This is a genomic window from Adhaeribacter aquaticus DSM 16391 (assembly GCF_000473365.1).
GTDB classification, from domain to species: Bacteria; Bacteroidota; Bacteroidia; order Cytophagales; family Hymenobacteraceae; genus Adhaeribacter; species Adhaeribacter aquaticus.
Genome location: NZ_KI421517.1, coordinates 1,571,203 through 1,589,082 on the forward strand (window position 1 = coordinate 1,571,203; position 17,880 = coordinate 1,589,082).

14 protein-coding genes are annotated in these 17,880 nt (G+C 38.7%); 12 read left to right on the forward strand and 2 right to left on the reverse strand.

Annotated elements, in window-relative coordinates; translation table 11 throughout:
* Positions 1 to 52: 52 nt before the first annotated feature.
* The 10 genes from bcp (at position 53) to ADHAQ_RS0109055 (ending at position 9,373) form a co-directional block, all read left to right on the forward strand.
* Positions 53 to 502: a thioredoxin-dependent thiol peroxidase gene (bcp, locus tag ADHAQ_RS0109010; protein ID WP_026462655.1), complete on the forward strand. Its 450-nt coding sequence runs from the start codon at positions 53 to 55 to the stop codon at positions 500 to 502.
* Between the two features lie 48 nt (positions 503 to 550).
* The gene (locus tag ADHAQ_RS0109015) at positions 551 to 1,405 is read left to right on the forward strand and encodes a transketolase (protein WP_026462656.1); all 855 of its coding nucleotides are present in this window, start codon (positions 551 to 553) and stop codon (positions 1,403 to 1,405) included.
* Positions 1,406 to 1,477: 72 nt separating this feature from the next.
* The gene (locus tag ADHAQ_RS0109020; RefSeq protein ID WP_026462657.1) at positions 1,478 to 2,872 is read left to right on the forward strand and encodes a vWA domain-containing protein; all 1,395 of its coding nucleotides are present in this window, start codon (positions 1,478 to 1,480) and stop codon (positions 2,870 to 2,872) included.
* 2 nt (positions 2,873 to 2,874) lie between these two features.
* Positions 2,875 to 3,828, forward strand: coding sequence for a transketolase family protein (locus tag ADHAQ_RS0109025; protein WP_026462658.1), 954 nt, complete (start codon positions 2,875 to 2,877; stop codon positions 3,826 to 3,828).
* Between the two features lie 77 nt (positions 3,829 to 3,905).
* Positions 3,906 to 4,445, forward strand: a complete 540-nt coding sequence (locus ADHAQ_RS0109030) for an RNA polymerase sigma factor (protein WP_026462659.1) — start codon at positions 3,906 to 3,908, stop codon at positions 4,443 to 4,445.
* A gap of 30 nt (positions 4,446 to 4,475) precedes the next feature.
* On the forward strand, positions 4,476 to 4,895 hold the full coding sequence (locus ADHAQ_RS0109035; protein ID WP_026462660.1) for a hypothetical protein: 420 nt from the start codon (positions 4,476 to 4,478) through the stop codon (positions 4,893 to 4,895).
* A gap of 4 nt (positions 4,896 to 4,899) precedes the next feature.
* On the forward strand, positions 4,900 to 5,367 hold the full coding sequence (locus ADHAQ_RS0109040; protein ID WP_051359811.1) for a hypothetical protein: 468 nt from the start codon (positions 4,900 to 4,902) through the stop codon (positions 5,365 to 5,367).
* 167 nt (positions 5,368 to 5,534) lie between these two features.
* Entirely contained in the window at positions 5,535 to 6,722 is a 1,188-nt protein-coding gene (locus tag ADHAQ_RS0109045) for an aspartate aminotransferase family protein (RefSeq protein WP_026462662.1), read from the forward strand.
* Between the two features lie 142 nt (positions 6,723 to 6,864).
* Entirely contained in the window at positions 6,865 to 8,622 is a 1,758-nt protein-coding gene (locus tag ADHAQ_RS0109050) for an SLC13 family permease (protein WP_026462663.1), read from the forward strand.
* Between the two features lie 241 nt (positions 8,623 to 8,863).
* The gene (locus ADHAQ_RS0109055; protein ID WP_157433381.1) at positions 8,864 to 9,373 is read left to right on the forward strand and encodes a hypothetical protein; all 510 of its coding nucleotides are present in this window, start codon (positions 8,864 to 8,866) and stop codon (positions 9,371 to 9,373) included.
* Here ADHAQ_RS0109055 and ADHAQ_RS0109060 read toward each other — a convergent pair.
* The gene (locus ADHAQ_RS0109060; protein ID WP_026462665.1) at positions 9,370 to 9,798 is read right to left on the reverse strand and encodes a tellurite resistance TerB family protein; all 429 of its coding nucleotides are present in this window, start codon (positions 9,796 to 9,798) and stop codon (positions 9,370 to 9,372) included. The genes ADHAQ_RS0109055 and ADHAQ_RS0109060 overlap by 4 nt on opposite strands.
* Before the next feature lie 307 nt (positions 9,799 to 10,105).
* Here ADHAQ_RS0109060 and pfkA point away from each other — a divergent pair, with 307 nt between their 5' ends.
* Positions 10,106 to 11,077 (forward strand): 6-phosphofructokinase, encoded by a 972-nt coding sequence (gene pfkA / locus ADHAQ_RS0109065; protein ID WP_026462666.1) that lies wholly within the window; start codon positions 10,106 to 10,108, stop codon positions 11,075 to 11,077.
* Positions 11,078 to 11,108: 31 nt separating this feature from the next.
* Here pfkA and miaA read toward each other — a convergent pair whose 3' ends face one another.
* Complete coding sequence (gene miaA / locus ADHAQ_RS0109070; protein ID WP_026462667.1) at positions 11,109 to 12,038, reverse strand: tRNA (adenosine(37)-N6)-dimethylallyltransferase MiaA; 930 nt, start codon at positions 12,036 to 12,038, stop codon at positions 11,109 to 11,111.
* Positions 12,039 to 12,648: 610 nt separating this feature from the next.
* On the opposite strand from miaA, the gene ADHAQ_RS25090 reads away from it, so the two are divergent.
* Positions 12,649 to 17,880, forward strand: coding sequence for a PAS domain S-box protein (locus tag ADHAQ_RS25090; RefSeq protein WP_071781103.1), 5,232 nt, complete (start codon positions 12,649 to 12,651; stop codon positions 17,878 to 17,880).

Here is a 17,880-nt window from a genome sequence, read left to right on the forward strand (position 1 = left end):
TTAATTTAATTACCTTTCCGCCCCAAAATAATTTTTACCGTACGTTATTCTTATGAAATTAAATATTGGCGATCCTGCTCCTGATTTTGCAATACCCGATCAGGATGGTATTTTACATAAACTGTCGGATTATACCGGCCGGAAACTCGTAATTTACTTTTATCCAAAAGACGATACTCCTGGTTGTACTGCCCAGGCCTGTAACCTGCGCGATAATTATTATGCCCTTCGCCAAAAAGGGTACGAAATAATAGGTGTAAGCGTAGACGATACTAAAGCCCACCAAAAGTTTATTAAAAAGTATGAATTACCTTTCACCCTGCTTTCCGATACAGAGAAAAAAATGGTAGAAGATTACGGTGTTTGGCAGGAAAAATCTATGTACGGTCGGAAATACATGGGTACCATGCGTTATACATTTATTATAGACGAAAATGGAATTATACAGGACATTATTACCAAAGTAGATACCAAAGAACACGCTAAACAAATTGCTGAATAATTTAATTATCAGCTGAAATCAGGTTTTGTACTATAAACGGATTTTCGAATGAACCCATTCAACAAAAATACAGAAGAATTAACTAACGTAGCTTACCAGGTCCGTCGTGATATCTTGCGCATGGTACATGCTGTAAATTCTGGTCACCCCGGTGGCTCGCTTGGCTGTACCGAGTTATTGGTAGCCCTGTATTTTAAAATAATGGATCACAATCCAAAGTTTAACATGAGCGGAACCGACGAAGATCTGTTCTTCTTATCCAATGGTCACATTTCGGCTGCCTGGTACAGCGTGCTGGCACGAGCAGGCTATTTTGATGTAAAAGAACTAGGTACTTTCCGGAAGCTGAATTCCCGTTTACAGGGCCACCCGGCTACGCATGAACATTTACCTGGTATCCGGATTGCTTCTGGGTCTCTGGGACAAGGCTTATCAGTGGCTACGGGTGCGGCTCAGGCAAAAAAATTAAACCAGGATGATAAACTGGTTTATGTACTTATGGGTGATGGGGAGTTAGATGAAGGCCAGATTTGGGAAGCAGCCATGTATGCCCCCCACCATAAAGTAGATAACCTGATTGCTTTCATTGATCATAATGGGCAGCAGATTGATGGCCCTACCGATGCCATTATGAATTTAGGTAGCCTGCGGGCAAAATTTGAAGCTTTCGGCTGGAAAGTTTTAGAAACCAATGGAAACAATTTTGCAGAATTAGTACCAACTATAGAAGAAGCTAAATCATTAACCGGTCAGGGGCAGCCCATTATGGTTGTTATGCATACCCAAATGGGCTACGGCATTGATTTTATGATGGGTAGCCATAAATGGCATGGAGTAGCGCCCAATGATGCACAATTGCAGCAGGCGTTATTGCAAGCTATGGAGACGCTGGGAGATTATTAATTTATAACTTTTAAAAATTAAAAATTAGCGTAGGTTATATGGTATAGCCTACGCTAATGCTTTTTTTTGCCTATGTCTATTCGTCGGATTTTAGCTATACTCTTTTTGGTTTTCTGCCTAGTTAGCAGTACGTGGGTATCAGCTCAAAATACTACACCACCTCCTCAAAAGACGCGCATTTTATTTATGCTCGATATGTCGGGCAGTATGCAGGCTAAATGGGAAACCAGTACCCGCGTTGCGGTAGCCAAAGTAATGCTTTCCAGACTGGTCGATTCATTACAACACTTTCAGAATTTAGAACTTGGGTTACGGGTTTACGGGCATCTGTACCCCAAAGAGGCCAATAATTGTAAAGACACCAAACTGGAAGTGCCTTTTTCTGAGGGCAACGAAAGTCAAATTATTACCCGCCTGAAACAAATTACACCCAAAGGAAATACGCCCATTACGTATTCGCTAACCCAGGCAGCCAATGACTTTCCCCCTGATAAAAATGCCCGTAACATTACCATTATTATTACCGATGGATTAGAATCCTGCGGTGGAGATCCTTGTGCGGCCTCGCTGGCTTTGCAGCAGAAACGAATATTTCTCCGGCCGTTCGTTATTGGAATTGGGGCAGATACAGATTGGTCGAAGCAATTTTCCTGTGTAGGCCAATATTTTGATGCAGCCAACATTCATACTTTTAGTAACATCCTGAGTGATGTTGTAAACCTGGCCCTTAATAAAACTACTGTTTCGGTTGATTTGACCGATGAAAAAGGCAAACCAATTGAGTCCAATGTTAATTTAACTTTTAAAAATAGCATTACGGGCCAGCCCGAATATAATTATGTGCATTACCGCGAGCAGAATGGCAACCCGGATGTTCTGGATATAGATGCTATGATGAGTTATGACTTGGTAATAAATACGGTGCCACCTATCGAGTTATCTCAATTAGCTATTAAACCTGGTAAGCATAACGTATTTTCTGTAAAAGCACCTCAGGGTATATTATACCTGCGCCAGGACAACCCCAGCTCATACGGCCAGGTGCAGGCTATTCTGAAACAAAAAGGTGCTACTACTAATTTGCTGGCTTTGCCATTTGGTAGCCAACAGAAAGTTTTAGCCGGAAATTATGATATTGAAATATTAACCTTACCCCGAATCCAAATAAACAACTATACGGTAAAACCAGGCGTAACCAATACCATTACTTATCCACCACCCGGTATTCTCAACATCCCAAATGAATTACAGGGTTATGGTAGTATTTATACACTAAGCAACACAGGTGCCCAGGAATGGATTTATAATTTACCAGAAGGAAATAGCAAAACAAATTTACCTTTGCAACCAGGAAAATACCGGATTGTGTACCGTTCCAAATTTGCGAAAGGCAGCAATTTTACCGATGTTCAGGATTTCGAAATCCGGTCGGCTGTAACAACGACCATAAAACTTTTTACGAAATAGAAATGAAAGATTTTCCTTACACCGAATCAAAAGATACCCGCTCCGGATTTGGCGCAGGTTTACATGAATTGGGCAAGAAAAACCCCAATGTAGTAGCCCTGTGTGCTGACTTAACCGGCTCCCTAAAAATGGACGCATTTAAAAACGAGTTTCCGGATCGTTTCTTTCAGGTAGGTATTGCTGAAGCAAACATGATTGGTTTGGCAGCTGGCATGACCATTGGAGGGAAAATTCCATTCACGGGTACATTCGCTAACTTTTCTACGGGCCGGGTTTACGACCAGATCCGTCAATCGGTGGCTTATTCCGGTAAAAACGTAAAAATTTGTGCTTCGCATGCTGGACTAACTTTAGGCGAAGATGGTGCAACCCACCAGATTCTGGAAGATGTTGGGATGATGCGGATGTTGCCGCACATGACGGTAATTAACCCTTGCGATTATAACCAGACCAAAGCCGCTACCATTGCTATTGCCGATTACGAAGGTCCGGTTTATTTACGCTTTGGTCGTCCGGTTATTCCTAACTTCACGCCAGCTGATCAGAAATTTGAAGTAGGTAAAGCAGTGATGTTGAATGAAGGTACTGATGTAAGTATTTTCGCCACTGGCCACCTGGTTTGGAAAGCCATTTTAGCGGGTAAGCTACTAGAAGAAAAAGGCATTAACGCCGAAATTATAAATATTCACACCATTAAACCTTTAGACGAAGAAGCAATCTTAGCTTCAGTAGCTAAAACCCGTTGTGTAGTTTCTGCGGAAGAGCACCAGCTTAATGGTGGCCTAGGTGATAGCATTGCACAATTATTAGCCCGCAAAATGCCACTTCCTTTAGAAATGGTAGGTGTAAACGATTCTTTTGGCGAAAGTGGTACACCAGATCAACTAATGGAGAAATATGGCCTGCATGAAGGCGCAATAGTTGAAGCTGTTGAAAGAGTAACGGCACGTAAATAGTTATTGGTTGTAGGTTGTCAGTTTCTGGAAACACCTTGCGAAACCAGTAGCTGACAACTTATAACGGATTACCAGCTTTGGAAGACAAAGAACTGCTAGTTAAATTTTTAAACCCTGATACCCAGAACTTTGCTTTTAACCAGCTGGTCCGGAAGTATCAGCAACAGGTTTACTGGCATATCCGTAAAATGGTAATTGATCACGATGATGCCAACGACCTGACCCAGGAAGTTTTCCTTAAAATTTGGAAGAACCTGGACACTTTCCGCCAGGACTCCCAACTGTATACCTGGATTTACCGCATCGCCACCAATGAATGTTTAAGTTTTCTTAAATCTAAAAGGCGAAAATTTTTCTTACCCATACGTGATGTAGCAGCAGAGCTTACCGAGAAACTGGAAAATAGTCCGGTAATGGAAGGAGATGAAATACAGATGTTACTGCAAAAGGCTTTATTGCAGTTACCGGATAAACAACGGCTGGTTTTTAATATGCGCTATTATGATGACCTGAAATATGAGGATATTTCAGCCATATTAGGCACATCTGCTGGCGCGCTCAAAGCTTCTTACCACCACGCTGTAAAAAAAATTGAAGAATTTTTAAGTCGGCATTAAACCTTTCTGGCAACTTAAACTCTAACACATATGAAACTGGAAGATTTAGAGAAGAAGAATATATACCAGGTACCAAACAAATATTTCGACCAATTACCTGGTAGTATTATGGCACGCGTTTCTGTTACCGAAGAGAAATCTTCTATTTTCTCTTTTTGGCAAATTCCTTATTTCAGGAATGCATTGACTTGTTTTACCTTAATCATAGCTTTTGTTTTTACCTTTTTACTAACGCCAAAACCAATTACTAAAAAAGATTTCGAACTCACTTCTGTTTCGGATAAAGAAGTATTGGATTATTTATTGCAGGCAGATGAAATAAATCATCAGGATTTAACAGAACTAGCTCAGACCTCAATTGATATAACGCATGAATTTATTGAGGCTTCCACTGAAGATCTCCTGCAAATAACAGATCCGATGGATGTTGAAGAAATAATTATGAATTAATTACATGAATAAGTTACAAACGTATTTAACCTTATTACTGGTGTTTTGCATTAATGCCGTACCCGCATTGGCTCAGGATAATCCTGTCAGTAGGGAAGAACGCATACAGAAAATAAAAAATGCTAAGATTGCCTATATAACCGAAAAGCTAAACCTTACTTCAGAACAGGCACAAAAGTTTTGGCCTGTATATAACCAGTATGAAGAAGAAAAATGGGCTTTAAAACGTAAATCCCGGGTGTTCCGGGACACCAGTATTGAAGCCTTGTCTGACCAGCAGGTGCGGGAAGGCCTGAACAGAAGAATGGCCGTTCGGGAAGAAGAAGTTGCTTTGGAGAGGCAATACATGGACAAATTTTTAAAAGTAATTTCAGTTAAACAAGTGGCATTGCTGTACCGGAGCGAACGGGAATTTACCAAGGTTTTGCTACAAAAATTAGATACCAACCGCCAAGGAATAAGCCGAAATTAATAAATACCTATTTAAAGATTTAGGGCCTGATGCTAAAACATCAGGCTTTTTTATTCAATTTTGCAAAATAAAATATTGGTACAGCTAAATCCATTTCACCTTTAAAGTAGGTATAGCACTAATAAATATTTTTACCCTGATTATTTAATAAACTATTATTTAACCGTATGCTTTCTCATCGCCAACTTTTTTTACAAAATCAGGCCCAAACCTCTGATTTTCCTTTATTAATTGAAGTAGAAAAAGCAGAAGGTATTTACATGTATGGCACGCAAGGCGAACGGTACATAGATTTAATTTCTGGTATTGGGGTAAGTAATATAGGGCACCGGCACCCGAAAGTATTGCAGGCTATTCAAAACCAGTTAGACAAATACCTGCACCTTATGGTGTATGGCGAGTTTGTACAGGCTCCGCAGGTGCAGCTAGCTAGCGCCTTGAAGGAAACCCTTCCTCCTACCTTGAATAATACCTATTTAGTAAATTCGGGGGCCGAAGCAGTAGAAGGCGCTATTAAATTAGCCAAACGCTTTACCGGCCGCGCCCAAATGTTATCTTGTTATAATTCCTATCATGGTTCTACTATTGGTGCCTTATCTATTACCGGCAGCGAAGATTTAAAACGTGCTTTCAGACCGCTTTTACCAGGAGTTACCCATATCCATTACAATAACCTCGATGATTTAAAATATATTACCAACCATACCGCCGCTATTGTTTTAGAAGCTGTTCAGGGAGAAGCGGGTGTTAGAATACCTGATTTAGGTTTTATGCAGGCTGTACGCGAGAAGTGCACCCAAACCGGCACCTTATTAATTTTAGACGAAATTCAGACTGGGTTTGGCCGGACGGGTACTTTTTGGGCTTTTGAACAATTAGGCATTGTACCGGATATTTTATTATGTGCCAAAGGGATGGGTGGCGGCATGCCAATTGGTGCCTTTATAGCCTCTGCTGAAATTATGGGTTCTTTAAAGAATGATCCTATTCTCGGCCATATGACTACTTTTGGTGGTCATCCGGTTTCGTGTGCGGCTGCTTTGGCTACCTTACAAGTTGTTCAGGAGGAGAATCTGCTGGCGGAGGTTCCAGCAAAAGCAGCTTTATTCCGGCAGTTCCTGGTGCATCCTAGAATAAAGGCTATTCGCAACTTTGGTTTACTTATGGCCGCCGAATTTGACTCTTTTGCCGTGGTGAAGCCAATTATAGACCGGGCAATTGAAAAAGGAGTATTAACCGATTGGTTTTTATTCTGCGATAATTCCATGCGTATTGCCCCGCCACTTATTATTACCCCTGCCGAAATTAAAGAAGCCTGCCAAATTATTCTGGAAGCAATAGAGGAAGCAGGTTAAATTTCCTTTTTTAAACTCTTATTTAAAAAGGGCAGGCAAACAATATTTTCTAAAAATAGTAAAAGCAATACTTGATTTTACTTTAGCTAATAAAAGAGATTTCCACCTTAGCTACATCAAGTTTTAATTTCGACCTGCTTTTATGGAAGTAACCATTGTTTTATCGCTGTTAGGTATTGCGATCATCTTATTCGCCACAGAAAAAATTTCAGTGGATATCGTGACACTTATAATGCTTATAGTTCTCTGCACCACCCGCATTATCACCCCAGAAGAGGCTTACGCCGGATTTAGCAGCGATTTTATTGTAATTCTGGCTTCGGTATTTGTGCTCACCGCCGCTTTGGAAGAAACTGGGATCTTGGAATTTATGATTGTGCGGTTGGTACAAGTTGCCAGCAAAGGCACCAATATTTTATTATTCCTGGTAATGCTTATATCGGGTGGTATTTCAGCTTTCATGAACAACACCACCGTAACAGCCATGTTTGTGTCGCCATTAGTAGGAGTTTCCAGAAAACTTAAAATTAGCAGCTCTAAATTATTAATGCCGCTGGCTTATGCTTCTATTTTAGGAGGAACCTGTACATTAATTGGTACCTCCACTAACGTAGCCGTAAGCGGATATATAAGCAAGGCTGGTTTTGAACCCGTAACTATGTTCGAACTTACTCCTATAGGGTTGGTAATTTTTGCGGTTGGCATGTTGTATATGATGACAATTGGTCGGAAACTGCTACCAAACAACCAGGACACGACACTTACGGAAGAATACCGAATGCAGAAATACATAACAGAAGTAATTGTGTTGGATGAGTCTCCTTTAGTTGGCCAAATTGTTTATGCTTCTGATTTAAGCCGGATGCGTTTTAAGATTTTAAATATTATCCGGAACAAAGAAAAATTTTTACCTGATTACCGCACCCGTATAAAAGGAGGTGATGTACTTTTAGTAGAAGGGCAACTCGATGATTTAATTAAAATACGGGAAACAAAAGGTATTGAAATAATGGCGGATGTTATTCTGGAAGATGCTTTGCAAAGCCCCGATATTCGTTTAGCAGAGGTTTTGATAACCGCTCAATCTAATATGATTGGGCACACCATCCGAGGCGTAGATTTCCAGCGCCGCTATGGATTAGTAGTACTGGCTGTTTCCCGCCAAGGCGAAACCATCCGAACTAAAATTGGCGAAGTACGCCTTAAATTGGGCGATCTTCTTTTGGTACAAGGCGATCGGGAAAGGTTAGCCTCATTACGCGTAAACCAACATTTAGCGCTTTTAGAAGAATTTGCACCTATATTATTTGCTAAACGAAAAGGATTTATAACTATTTCCTGCTTTGTTTTAGCCATTATTCTTGGGTCTTTTAATATTTTACCTCTTTCTATAAGCTTTTTAGCTGCTGCAGTAATAAGCATTATTACAGGGTGTATAACAACTGAAAAAGCTTATCAGGCCATAGATTGGCGCTTACTTATTCTTATTGGGGGTATGACTGCCTTTGGTTCGGCCATGGAAAATTCCGGAGCCGCCAAATTTCTGGCTACGAATATTGTAGAGTGGTTAGAGCCATTTGGAAAACTTGGCATTTTGGCCGGTTTTGTTTTGCTAACTGTTTTTCTAACCCAGCCAATGTCTAATGCAGCTGCGGCACTGGTTATTGTACCAGTTGCCCTGCAAACAGCGCTAACACTAAATTCGGAACCTAGAACCTTTGCCATTGCCATAATGCTGGCAGCTTCTGTTTCGTTAGTAACACCTTTTGAGCCTTCTTGTATCTTGGTTTATGGCCCAGGGAAATATAAGTTCAGCGATTTTCTAAAAGTGGGCTCTGGCCTGACCTTATTGTTATTAGTAATCATAATTTTTATGCTACCTATGTTTTGGCCACTATAAATAAGGCAAAGCGCATTTAGTAGTGCAATTTAATACAGGGCCATTTAAACTGGTTATAATAATTTAAGTATAACGTTAATGGAACTGCCCAAAAATTTAAATGGCTAGAGGAAGAAAAATGAGGGGATTAAAACACATTGTTATACTGCTAATAAGTTATTTCCTATTCCAATGTCAAGCTAAAAAGTCGGAACCGGAACAAATTTTAAGTCAAATTAACCGCACTGAACCGGAAAATCAGGTGGATTCATTAAACAATATTCGGCAGGATGGTCTGGATTATGAAGACATAAATACTGGTTTATACCGCCAGTTACCGGCCTTTATAACCAGTTATTTAAATGAAAAATATCCTGGATGGCTATTACCAACAATTTCTAAAGAATTTATAGAAGAAACCAGCCAATCCCCTACGGGGCCTTATGTTATTACCGCCGATTTAGATAATAATCAGGTAACGGATTATGCTGTTTTATTTCAATTTAAAGATAGTATTTATGTTTCTGCTTTTTTCAGACAAAATAATAATCAAATGTCAGAAAAAGTAGTTTCTAAACACCTTGTAAACTCCTATACTAAAAATGGAAATGCTTTCTTATATATAGAGAGACCTCCCGAAGGAGGTCTTAATAAGGACGCAAAAAATAAAAACACAAAAGCTGGAGATGGAAAAACCATAGTAATTCATGCGGAAAATACTACCCAAACTTTTGTGTATAATGGAAATGATTTTGAAATATCTCCTAATTAAAAGTTTAAGAAGTTTTGCGATTCCTGTTTTATTTGCTCCCGGGATAATCCATCTTTTACACCCATGGATATTTTACGCACTAAAACCCCCACAATCGCTTTCCTAAAGCCTAGTTTAACAGCCATATCCACACAAAATTCCATCTCATTGTCATCTACAATACCATCGGCCAGCATCATCTCTACTAAATCATAAATTTGGTCAAACCGTTCGGAATCATTATCCGGAACATGGTGCTTAAAAGAACCAGCATTCGCAATCAAAGATCTAACTTCCTCAGGCTTTAATCCATTTTTCTGACCAATAGTAACAATGTAGTTTAATTCTGTAGCATCAATATGGCCGTCTACTTTGGCCAATTCTCCTAAATTAAGTAAATGGTTTTTAACCTTTTTTACTTGTTCGCTTTCAAAAAAATTAAACATATATTTTTATACATTAAGGTTTAAGGCCAATGGAATCAGGTAATCTAAAAAAATGTTATGTTTAAATTTAAAGGCAAAGAGTGAAACCTTATAATTTAAATATGGCTATATAGCACCTTACGGGCTCCATTAAGATACGGTGATTTTTTAATTTGGTGCTTAATTTTTGGTTGTTTTTTAATAAAACCAATTATAAAATAGCCTATTGAAGAATATTTAATTTTAATGCTTATTTAGACGTCAGGATGAGAGAAAATATAACTTATATTTTCTACAAATATGAATTTGCCAGCTTAATATATATCAAATGAAGAGAATTGCGGTTTTTACATCCGGAGGCGACTCCCCAGGTATGAATGCTTGTATCAGGGCAGTAGTCCGGACGGCCATTTATCATGGTTTAGAAGTCTATGGCATCCGGAGAGGTTACAATGGTATGATTAAAGGAGAATTCTGGAAAATGGAATCTTCATCGGTAAGCAATACCATCCAAAAAGGTGGAACTATCTTAAAATCAGCTCGCAGCCAAGACTTTATGACAAAAGAAGGTAGGCAGAAAGCGTATGAACAACTTAAAGAATACGAAATTGATGGCTTAGTTGCCATTGGCGGGAATGGTACATTTACCGGCGCTACCCTCTTTTTCGAAGAATTTGGCATACCCGTAGTAGGAGCTCCCGGCACAATAGATAACGACCTATATGGCACTGATTATACTATTGGCTACGACACGGCGGTTAACACTGCCCTGGATGCCATCGATAAAATACGGGATACAGCCGATAGCCATGAAAGGGTATTTTTTGTGGAGGTAATGGGAAGAGACTCAGGTTATATTGCCATGCCTTGTGCAATTGGGGGCGGAGCCGAAATAGTAATGATTCCCGAAACTATTACCTCTGTTCCGCAGGTAATAGATACGATAAAAAATGGTTGGGAGCGCTCTAAAACTTCTTTTATTATTGTGGTGGCCGAAGGAGATGAAGAAGGTAACGCAACTGATATTGCCGCCAAAGTAAAAGAAGCCCTACCTATAATGGATATTAAGGTAACTATTTTGGGCCACGTTCAACGGGGTGGTTCGCCAACGGCGGCCGATCGAATGTTGGCCAGCCAAATAGGCATTGCTACGGTAGAAGGATTATTGAATGGCAAAACAGATGTAATGGCCGGTATTGTAAATTCTAAATTAGTATTTACGCCTTTCAAAGATACTATCAATAAAAAGAAAATAATTAACCAGCGCTTTACCCGAATGGTAGAGATATTAAGTGTTTAAGGCTGAGGCAGCGTTAAAGATGGAATAACCTTTAACGCTGCCCTTCATATATTTTCAGGAAGTGTAAAATTTTTCCCCACTCTTCCGGATGAAACCAGGAAAATTCCTGATCCTTCCGAAACCATGTTAACTGTCGTTTGGCATACCGCCGGCTATTTCTTTTTAAAAGTCTTATCGTTTCCTCCCAATCTTGCTTTCCTTCTAAAAAATCAAAAATTTCTTTGTACCCTACTGTTTGTAAAGCGTTATGATTCCGATACGGAAATAATTGCTTTGCTTCTGCCAGTAAACCTTGTTCTAACATTAAATCCATTCGTAAATCAATGCGCCGATAAAGCTCCTCCCGATCGCGGGTTAGACCAATTTTAACTATGTTAAATGGCCTCTCCTGCTTCTCCTGCAACCGGAAAGATGAATAAGGCTTGCCACTGGCATAACAGACCTCCAAAGCCCGAATTACCCGCTGGCTATTAGCCTTATCTACAAATTCATAATATTCCGGATCTACTTGTTGCAACTTTATTAATAAAGGATTTAACCCCTCGCGGTCTAATTCCTGAATAAGAGCTTCCCGGATATCTGGGGTTACCTCTGGCATCTGATCCATTCCTTCGCAAACAGCCCGTATATATAATCCTGATCCTCCAGTTAAGATCACATGATTTTTCAGCTTAAATAATTCTTCTAATTTTTGGAGGGCATCTATTTCAAAAGCACCAGCATTATATTCTTCAGCTATATGATGGGAATTTATGAAATGATGTTTCGCAAGCGCTAACTCTTCTGGCGATGGTTTGGCAGTACCTATATTCATCTCCATATAAAACTGCCGCGAATCCGCTGAAATAATTTCAGTGTTTAATATCTGTGCTAAGCGGATGCTAAGGTCGGTTTTACCCACAGCCGTAGGCCCTGCAATTACTATTAAAGTTTTAGAAGCATTGCTATCCTTGAAGCCCATATTTTTGATTTTACTTTTAAATTGATTACCCTGCTTCTTGGCATTACTTTACCAGGAGGTAAAGCCCTTTTGTTCTAAGCGGTAAAAATACTAAAATTAATGGCCAATAATAGTATACTTTTTAAGCTGACAAGCAAGTATCAGGTTCGATTAGGACCAAATATTATTTTATTTTTCTAAGCCTTGAGGTACATTCTTTAAAGAAATTATCAGAATTAAACATTAAAAAAGAAACTGGTATAAAGGCATAAAAGCAAGTCAACTATTTTATAAGAGAGGCTAACCTCGCTGGTAAATATGTGTTTGCAGAGAAAGAACCAGAATTAAATTTATCTAAACTAACAAATGTTGGAATGAATTCGTTTATCCTTTAACAAGGAAACAACTAATAATTAAGGAGCATAATGTTTCGTTTTTATGCTGAACAATAATCCTTGGTAAAAAAGGTTTATTATTGATTAACAATTACAAAAACAAGGCAGTTTATCAGGATAACCTCTACGAAATAAATGTTATTGTTTACAGGAATTTTTCTGGTTAATTGATAGTAAACTAATAGGAGCTTTTATTAAAACTTCCTAACATTATACTTTTGTTTGCAAACCTACTTATGGCCACTAATAATACTTCTACGCTTCCATTTCCAATAATTAAACTTGCAGAAAGCCTCTTACAATTGACGGCCCAGGTAAATGGCCAGGATAATGGCATTTTAATTTGTCAGACTGATGGCGATATATTAGCTATAAATAATAAAGCCTCTGTTATATTAAACGCACAGGGGAGCCAGAATAACAACCTCCTAACCTATTTTCCAAATCAGGAAGAACAAAAAATAAAAATTTTATTTAAGCAGGTACTGCAAGGCGAAAAAGGAGAAGTAACCATTACCAATACAAACGAATTACAGGATATTAGTCAGAGTTCTCTTTCTGGCTACCGGGTTGATTTTGAAGGAGAAGTATTTATTTGCCTGCAATTAAAAAACCCTATTGCTCTGCCTGGTGGGGCAACGCCAAAAACAGAAGAATGCTTTAAAGATATTTTTGAAAATAGTGGAGAGGGTATCTGTTTATTAGACGAAGAAGGCAACATTCAGGAATCAAATAAAGCCTTCCTGAAATATACAACCTTGTCTAAGGAAGAGTTAAAAGGACAATCTTTCCGTAATGCTTTATTATTAACAGAATCAGAGTGGGCTAATCTGCTAAAATACGTTTCTAAAGCTTTAACTGGGCAGACTATTAAATTTGATTGGTGGTTCAAACGAGAAAATGATCAGCAAGTAAATCCTGTAGAAATATTATTAACACCTGGCCTGTTTGCCGGTAAACCAGTAATTGTTTTACGGGCTTTTGATATTCAGGAGCATGATAATAAAGAACAACATGTATTTTTCGAAAGTAATCAATTAGAGTTTGTTAATTACTTACAAACAAATCTGGCACGGTTTAAATCTTCTGCGGAGATTTTACAATTTGTTCTGGACCAGTTACTGGAAAAAACACCCGTTATTGGCGGTGGCATTTACCTATACCATAGCTGCGACCACAAGGTTCATTTATTAACTATTAATGGCATGCATGGCAGCCTGCTTCAAAGCCACTCCTCCATTCCATTACATCCGGATTTGGCAGGAAATATGACGGCCAGAAATATAAGTAAGTCTCATAAAAAATTATTTTCTGATTTCGAAAAGCTTATTCCGGCTAAAAATATGGTGCTAATGCCGGTAAGCTCGGACAAGGCTTTTGTGGCAGTTCTGGTTTTATTTTTACCTGATTCTAAAGATATTGCTTCTTCCTTTACCTCATTAATAAATTCTATTGGTAATAGTATAGGTCAATACATAACCAAACTGGAGCTTAACAGGCAATTATCTTTTTCAGAAGAGAAATACATGGCTTTGTTTGACTCATCGTCAGATGCCATAATCCTTAGTGATAACAGCCAGATAATTGATTTTAACCAGGCCGCACTTACCATTCTTGGTTTAAATAAAGAAGATTTACCCGGCGCTGATCTGGCCGAATTATTAAGTAATCAGTGTATAGCAGAGGAAAAAGCTATCCAGCAAAAAATTCAGGATGTACTGGAAAATGGCAATAAGATAACAACTGAATGGTACACGCAGGTAATTGATAGATCATTAGAAGCCGAAGTAACTTTTAATCGCATCCTTATAAACGGGAAATTTTTTCTCCAAACTATTATCCGGGATACAGCCCAACGAAAAGACATACTGGTAGCCAAGCGTAAAGAAGAACTTCTTTCGGAGTCGATGAATCAGTTTCGGGAATTTATCAGCCATGTGGAAATGGCTTACCTGAGCCTGGATACAGAAGGACGTATTAAATACCTGAACACCTATTATCAGAAAGTATTAGGATTTGATACCCAGGAGTTATTTGGGAAAGATTACTTTTCATTATTTGTACAGGAAGGTGAACGAGATATTCGCCGGGCGCAGTACAAACAAATGATTACGGAACGAAACCTGATTAATCATTTTGAAAGGGATATTCTGACAAAATCGGGAGAAATAAAAACCCTTTTCTGGCAGCGCATGTTTGAATATGATGCCGAGGGCAAAATTGCCGGCGTGATAAGCATTGGCAAAGATGTGACAGATAAAAAAGCTGCCATGGAAGCCTTGAAAGATAATAAAAGCCGCCTTCAGGACATTTTTGACAATGCGCACGACTTAATTCAGAATATATCCATTGACAATAAATTTATCTTCGTTAACAAAGCCTGGAAAGATAAATTAGGGTACGATGACTACGATATTGAGAACCTGACCTTAAACGATATTGTTCACCCGTACTATAAAGCCAAACTGATTTACCAACTCCGCAATTTATATAAAGGAGAACATGTAAATAAAATTGAAACTGTTTTTTTAACTAAAGCTGGTAAGCCGGTTCACTTAATTGGCAGTATAAACTGTACCTGGCAAAACGGAAAACCCGTAGCTTCCCGGGCTATATTACACGATATTACCGACCGTATTAAAGCCGAGCGCCTGCAAAAGGTTTATTACAGTATTGCTAATCTGGCCATTAGTAGCAAAGACCTTACTTCGCTTTATGGGGCGATTCATAGGGAATTGAGTAAAATCATTGAAACAAATAATATTTTTATTGCTCTTTGTGACGAAGCCCGTACAACCCTCAATTTCGTATATTATGTAGATCAGTATAAACCCACTGCCCGGTTTATAAATGAACAACCTTTTGCTAACGGTATCTCAGAATACATTATTAATACCGGAAAACCTCTTTTCCTGCTGAAAGGGGATATTGAGAATTTGCAGGAAAAAGGAGTATTGGCAATACAAACGGCCATACCGGAAGTAATTCTTTGCTCGCCGTTGGCAGTTGGCGACCGGATTATTGGGGTTATTGCCGTACAGGATTACCGGAAACAGGATGCCTATGTAAGTACAGATATAGAAATACTGCATTTTATCTCTAACCAGGTGGCTCTGGCCATTGAACGGAAACATAACGAGGTTCAGATTAACAATCAAAACGCGCGGTTAAAGGCTATATTCGAAAGCGGCACCCACTTAATGTGGTCCATTAACCGAAATGATATTTTTACTTCCTTCAACCAGAACTTTGCTGCTAATTACGAAAGGAAAACCGGAAGCCAGCCCGAACTTACTAAAAATTTTGAGGCCTACCTCCGCTCCTATGCCGATCAGGATCAATTTCAGGTTTGGAAATATAATTATGAAAAAGCTTTTGAAGGACAACCGCGTCATTTCGAAGTTTATTCTCTGACAAATGAAAAAACAGAAGAATGGCAGGAAGTATTCTTAAACCCGATATACCTGGAAGACGGTTCTTTTGAAGAAATATCGGCTATGGCGCTTGATATAACGGAGAAAAAGCTTTCCCAGATTGCCCTGGCCGAAAATGAGGTAAAATTCCGGAGCATTTTCGAATCTTTCCAAGACTTGTATTACCGTACGGATGTGAATGGCTTTATTAATTTAATGAGCCCATCCGTAACTGAAATGCTTAATTTTGATGCAGAGGAGGTACTACATAAGCCCGCTCATGACCTCTTTGAACATGCCGATGATTTCAAACTTTTACTTGACCGTTTAGAAACAAACGGCCGGGTTCGAAATTTTGAAACGCAGTTGAAAGTTAAAGACAATGCTATAAAAGAGGTTTTAATTAACTCCAATTTTACCCGCGACAAAGAAGGTAACATCACTGGAATTGAAGGAGTAGCCCGTGACATTACGGAGATGAAGCAAATTCAACTCGAATTAATTCGGGCCAAAGAATTAGCTGAAAACTCCTTACAGGCCAAAACCCAGTTCCTGGCCAACATGAGCCACGAGTTGCGGACTCCAATGAACGGGATTATTGGTATGATTGATTTATTACTCCATACCGTTTCTTCTGACGAACAGCGCGAATACGTTGACACCTTAAGAAGATCATCAGATGCCTTACTGGCCATTCTAAATGATATTTTGGATTTATCTAAAGTTCAGGCCGGTAAAATGGTTTTAAATATTGATGGGGTAGACCTGCATTATACGCTGGAAAAAATTCATTCTTTGTTTGACAACCGGGCTACGCAAAAAGATTTAACCTTTACCTATAATATTACTTCTGATACGCCCCGGTTTATCCGGTCAGACGAAACCCGTTTATTACAGGTATTGTCTAATCTTACTTCCAATGCTATTAAATTTACTAACTCCGGGGGTATTCATATAGAAGTAAACACGCCTAAAGTAGAAAACAACTTTTATACAATTCAATTCCGGGTTATTGACAGTGGTATTGGCATTACCGAATTAGATAAAAAAATATTATTCACCAATTTTACTCAATTAGATAACTCTTCCACTAAATCATTTGGAGGTACTGGTTTAGGGCTGGCTATTTCTAAACATCTAAGCGAATTGCTAGGTGGCGAAATTGGGGTAGAATCTGTTTATGGCGAGGGCAGTACCTTCTGGTTTACGATTAAGTGCGAGCGGGCTTTCAATGAAGCTGAGATTTTAAATAACAAGCAAATCCGGGAAGAAGAAAAGCAAGTACAACATTTTGAGGATTCTCCGGAAATATTACTCGTAGATGATAATGCCATTAATTTAAAAGTAGCAGAACAAATTTTAATCCGGATGGGCTGCCGTCCTGATATTGCCTATAATGGTTTTGAAGCCATTGAAATGGCCATTAGCAAAAGGTACGATGTTATTTTTATGGATATTCAGATGCCGGAAATGGATGGCATTACGGCTACCAATGAAATAAAGAAAATGTTAGGTACTGGTTGTCCGCCCATTATAGCCATGACCGCTTATTCGATGAAGGATGATGCAGAAAAATTCCTGAAACAAGGCCTAGACGATTATATATCTAAACCAGTGAAAGCCAATAATGTGTTTGCTGTTATAAACCGATGGATGCAACCTAACACAGGTGAAAAAATATTTATCCTAGCTGAAAACAATAAAAATACTAATATATTTATCGACGAAAATGTTTTAGAACAATTGCGGCAATTAGGCGGTGAAGAATTTGCCAAACAATTATATTTTGAGTTTGAGGAAGAAGTAGAACCTTTATTAGAAGAAGCAGCCCAAGAGGTTAAGGCAAAACATTACGTAGAAATATTAAGTACACTACATTTAATTAAGGGTACCGGCTTTACCCTTGGCCTTAACCCAATTGCAGAAATGGCTAAAAAACTGGAACATGCAATTCGCCAGCAGGACTTTACCCATGTAGAGGAAGATTTTGCCCTACTTATTCAAAATTTTAAAGATTTTAAAGAAATTTATCCGAAAAAATTTATTTTAAACTAA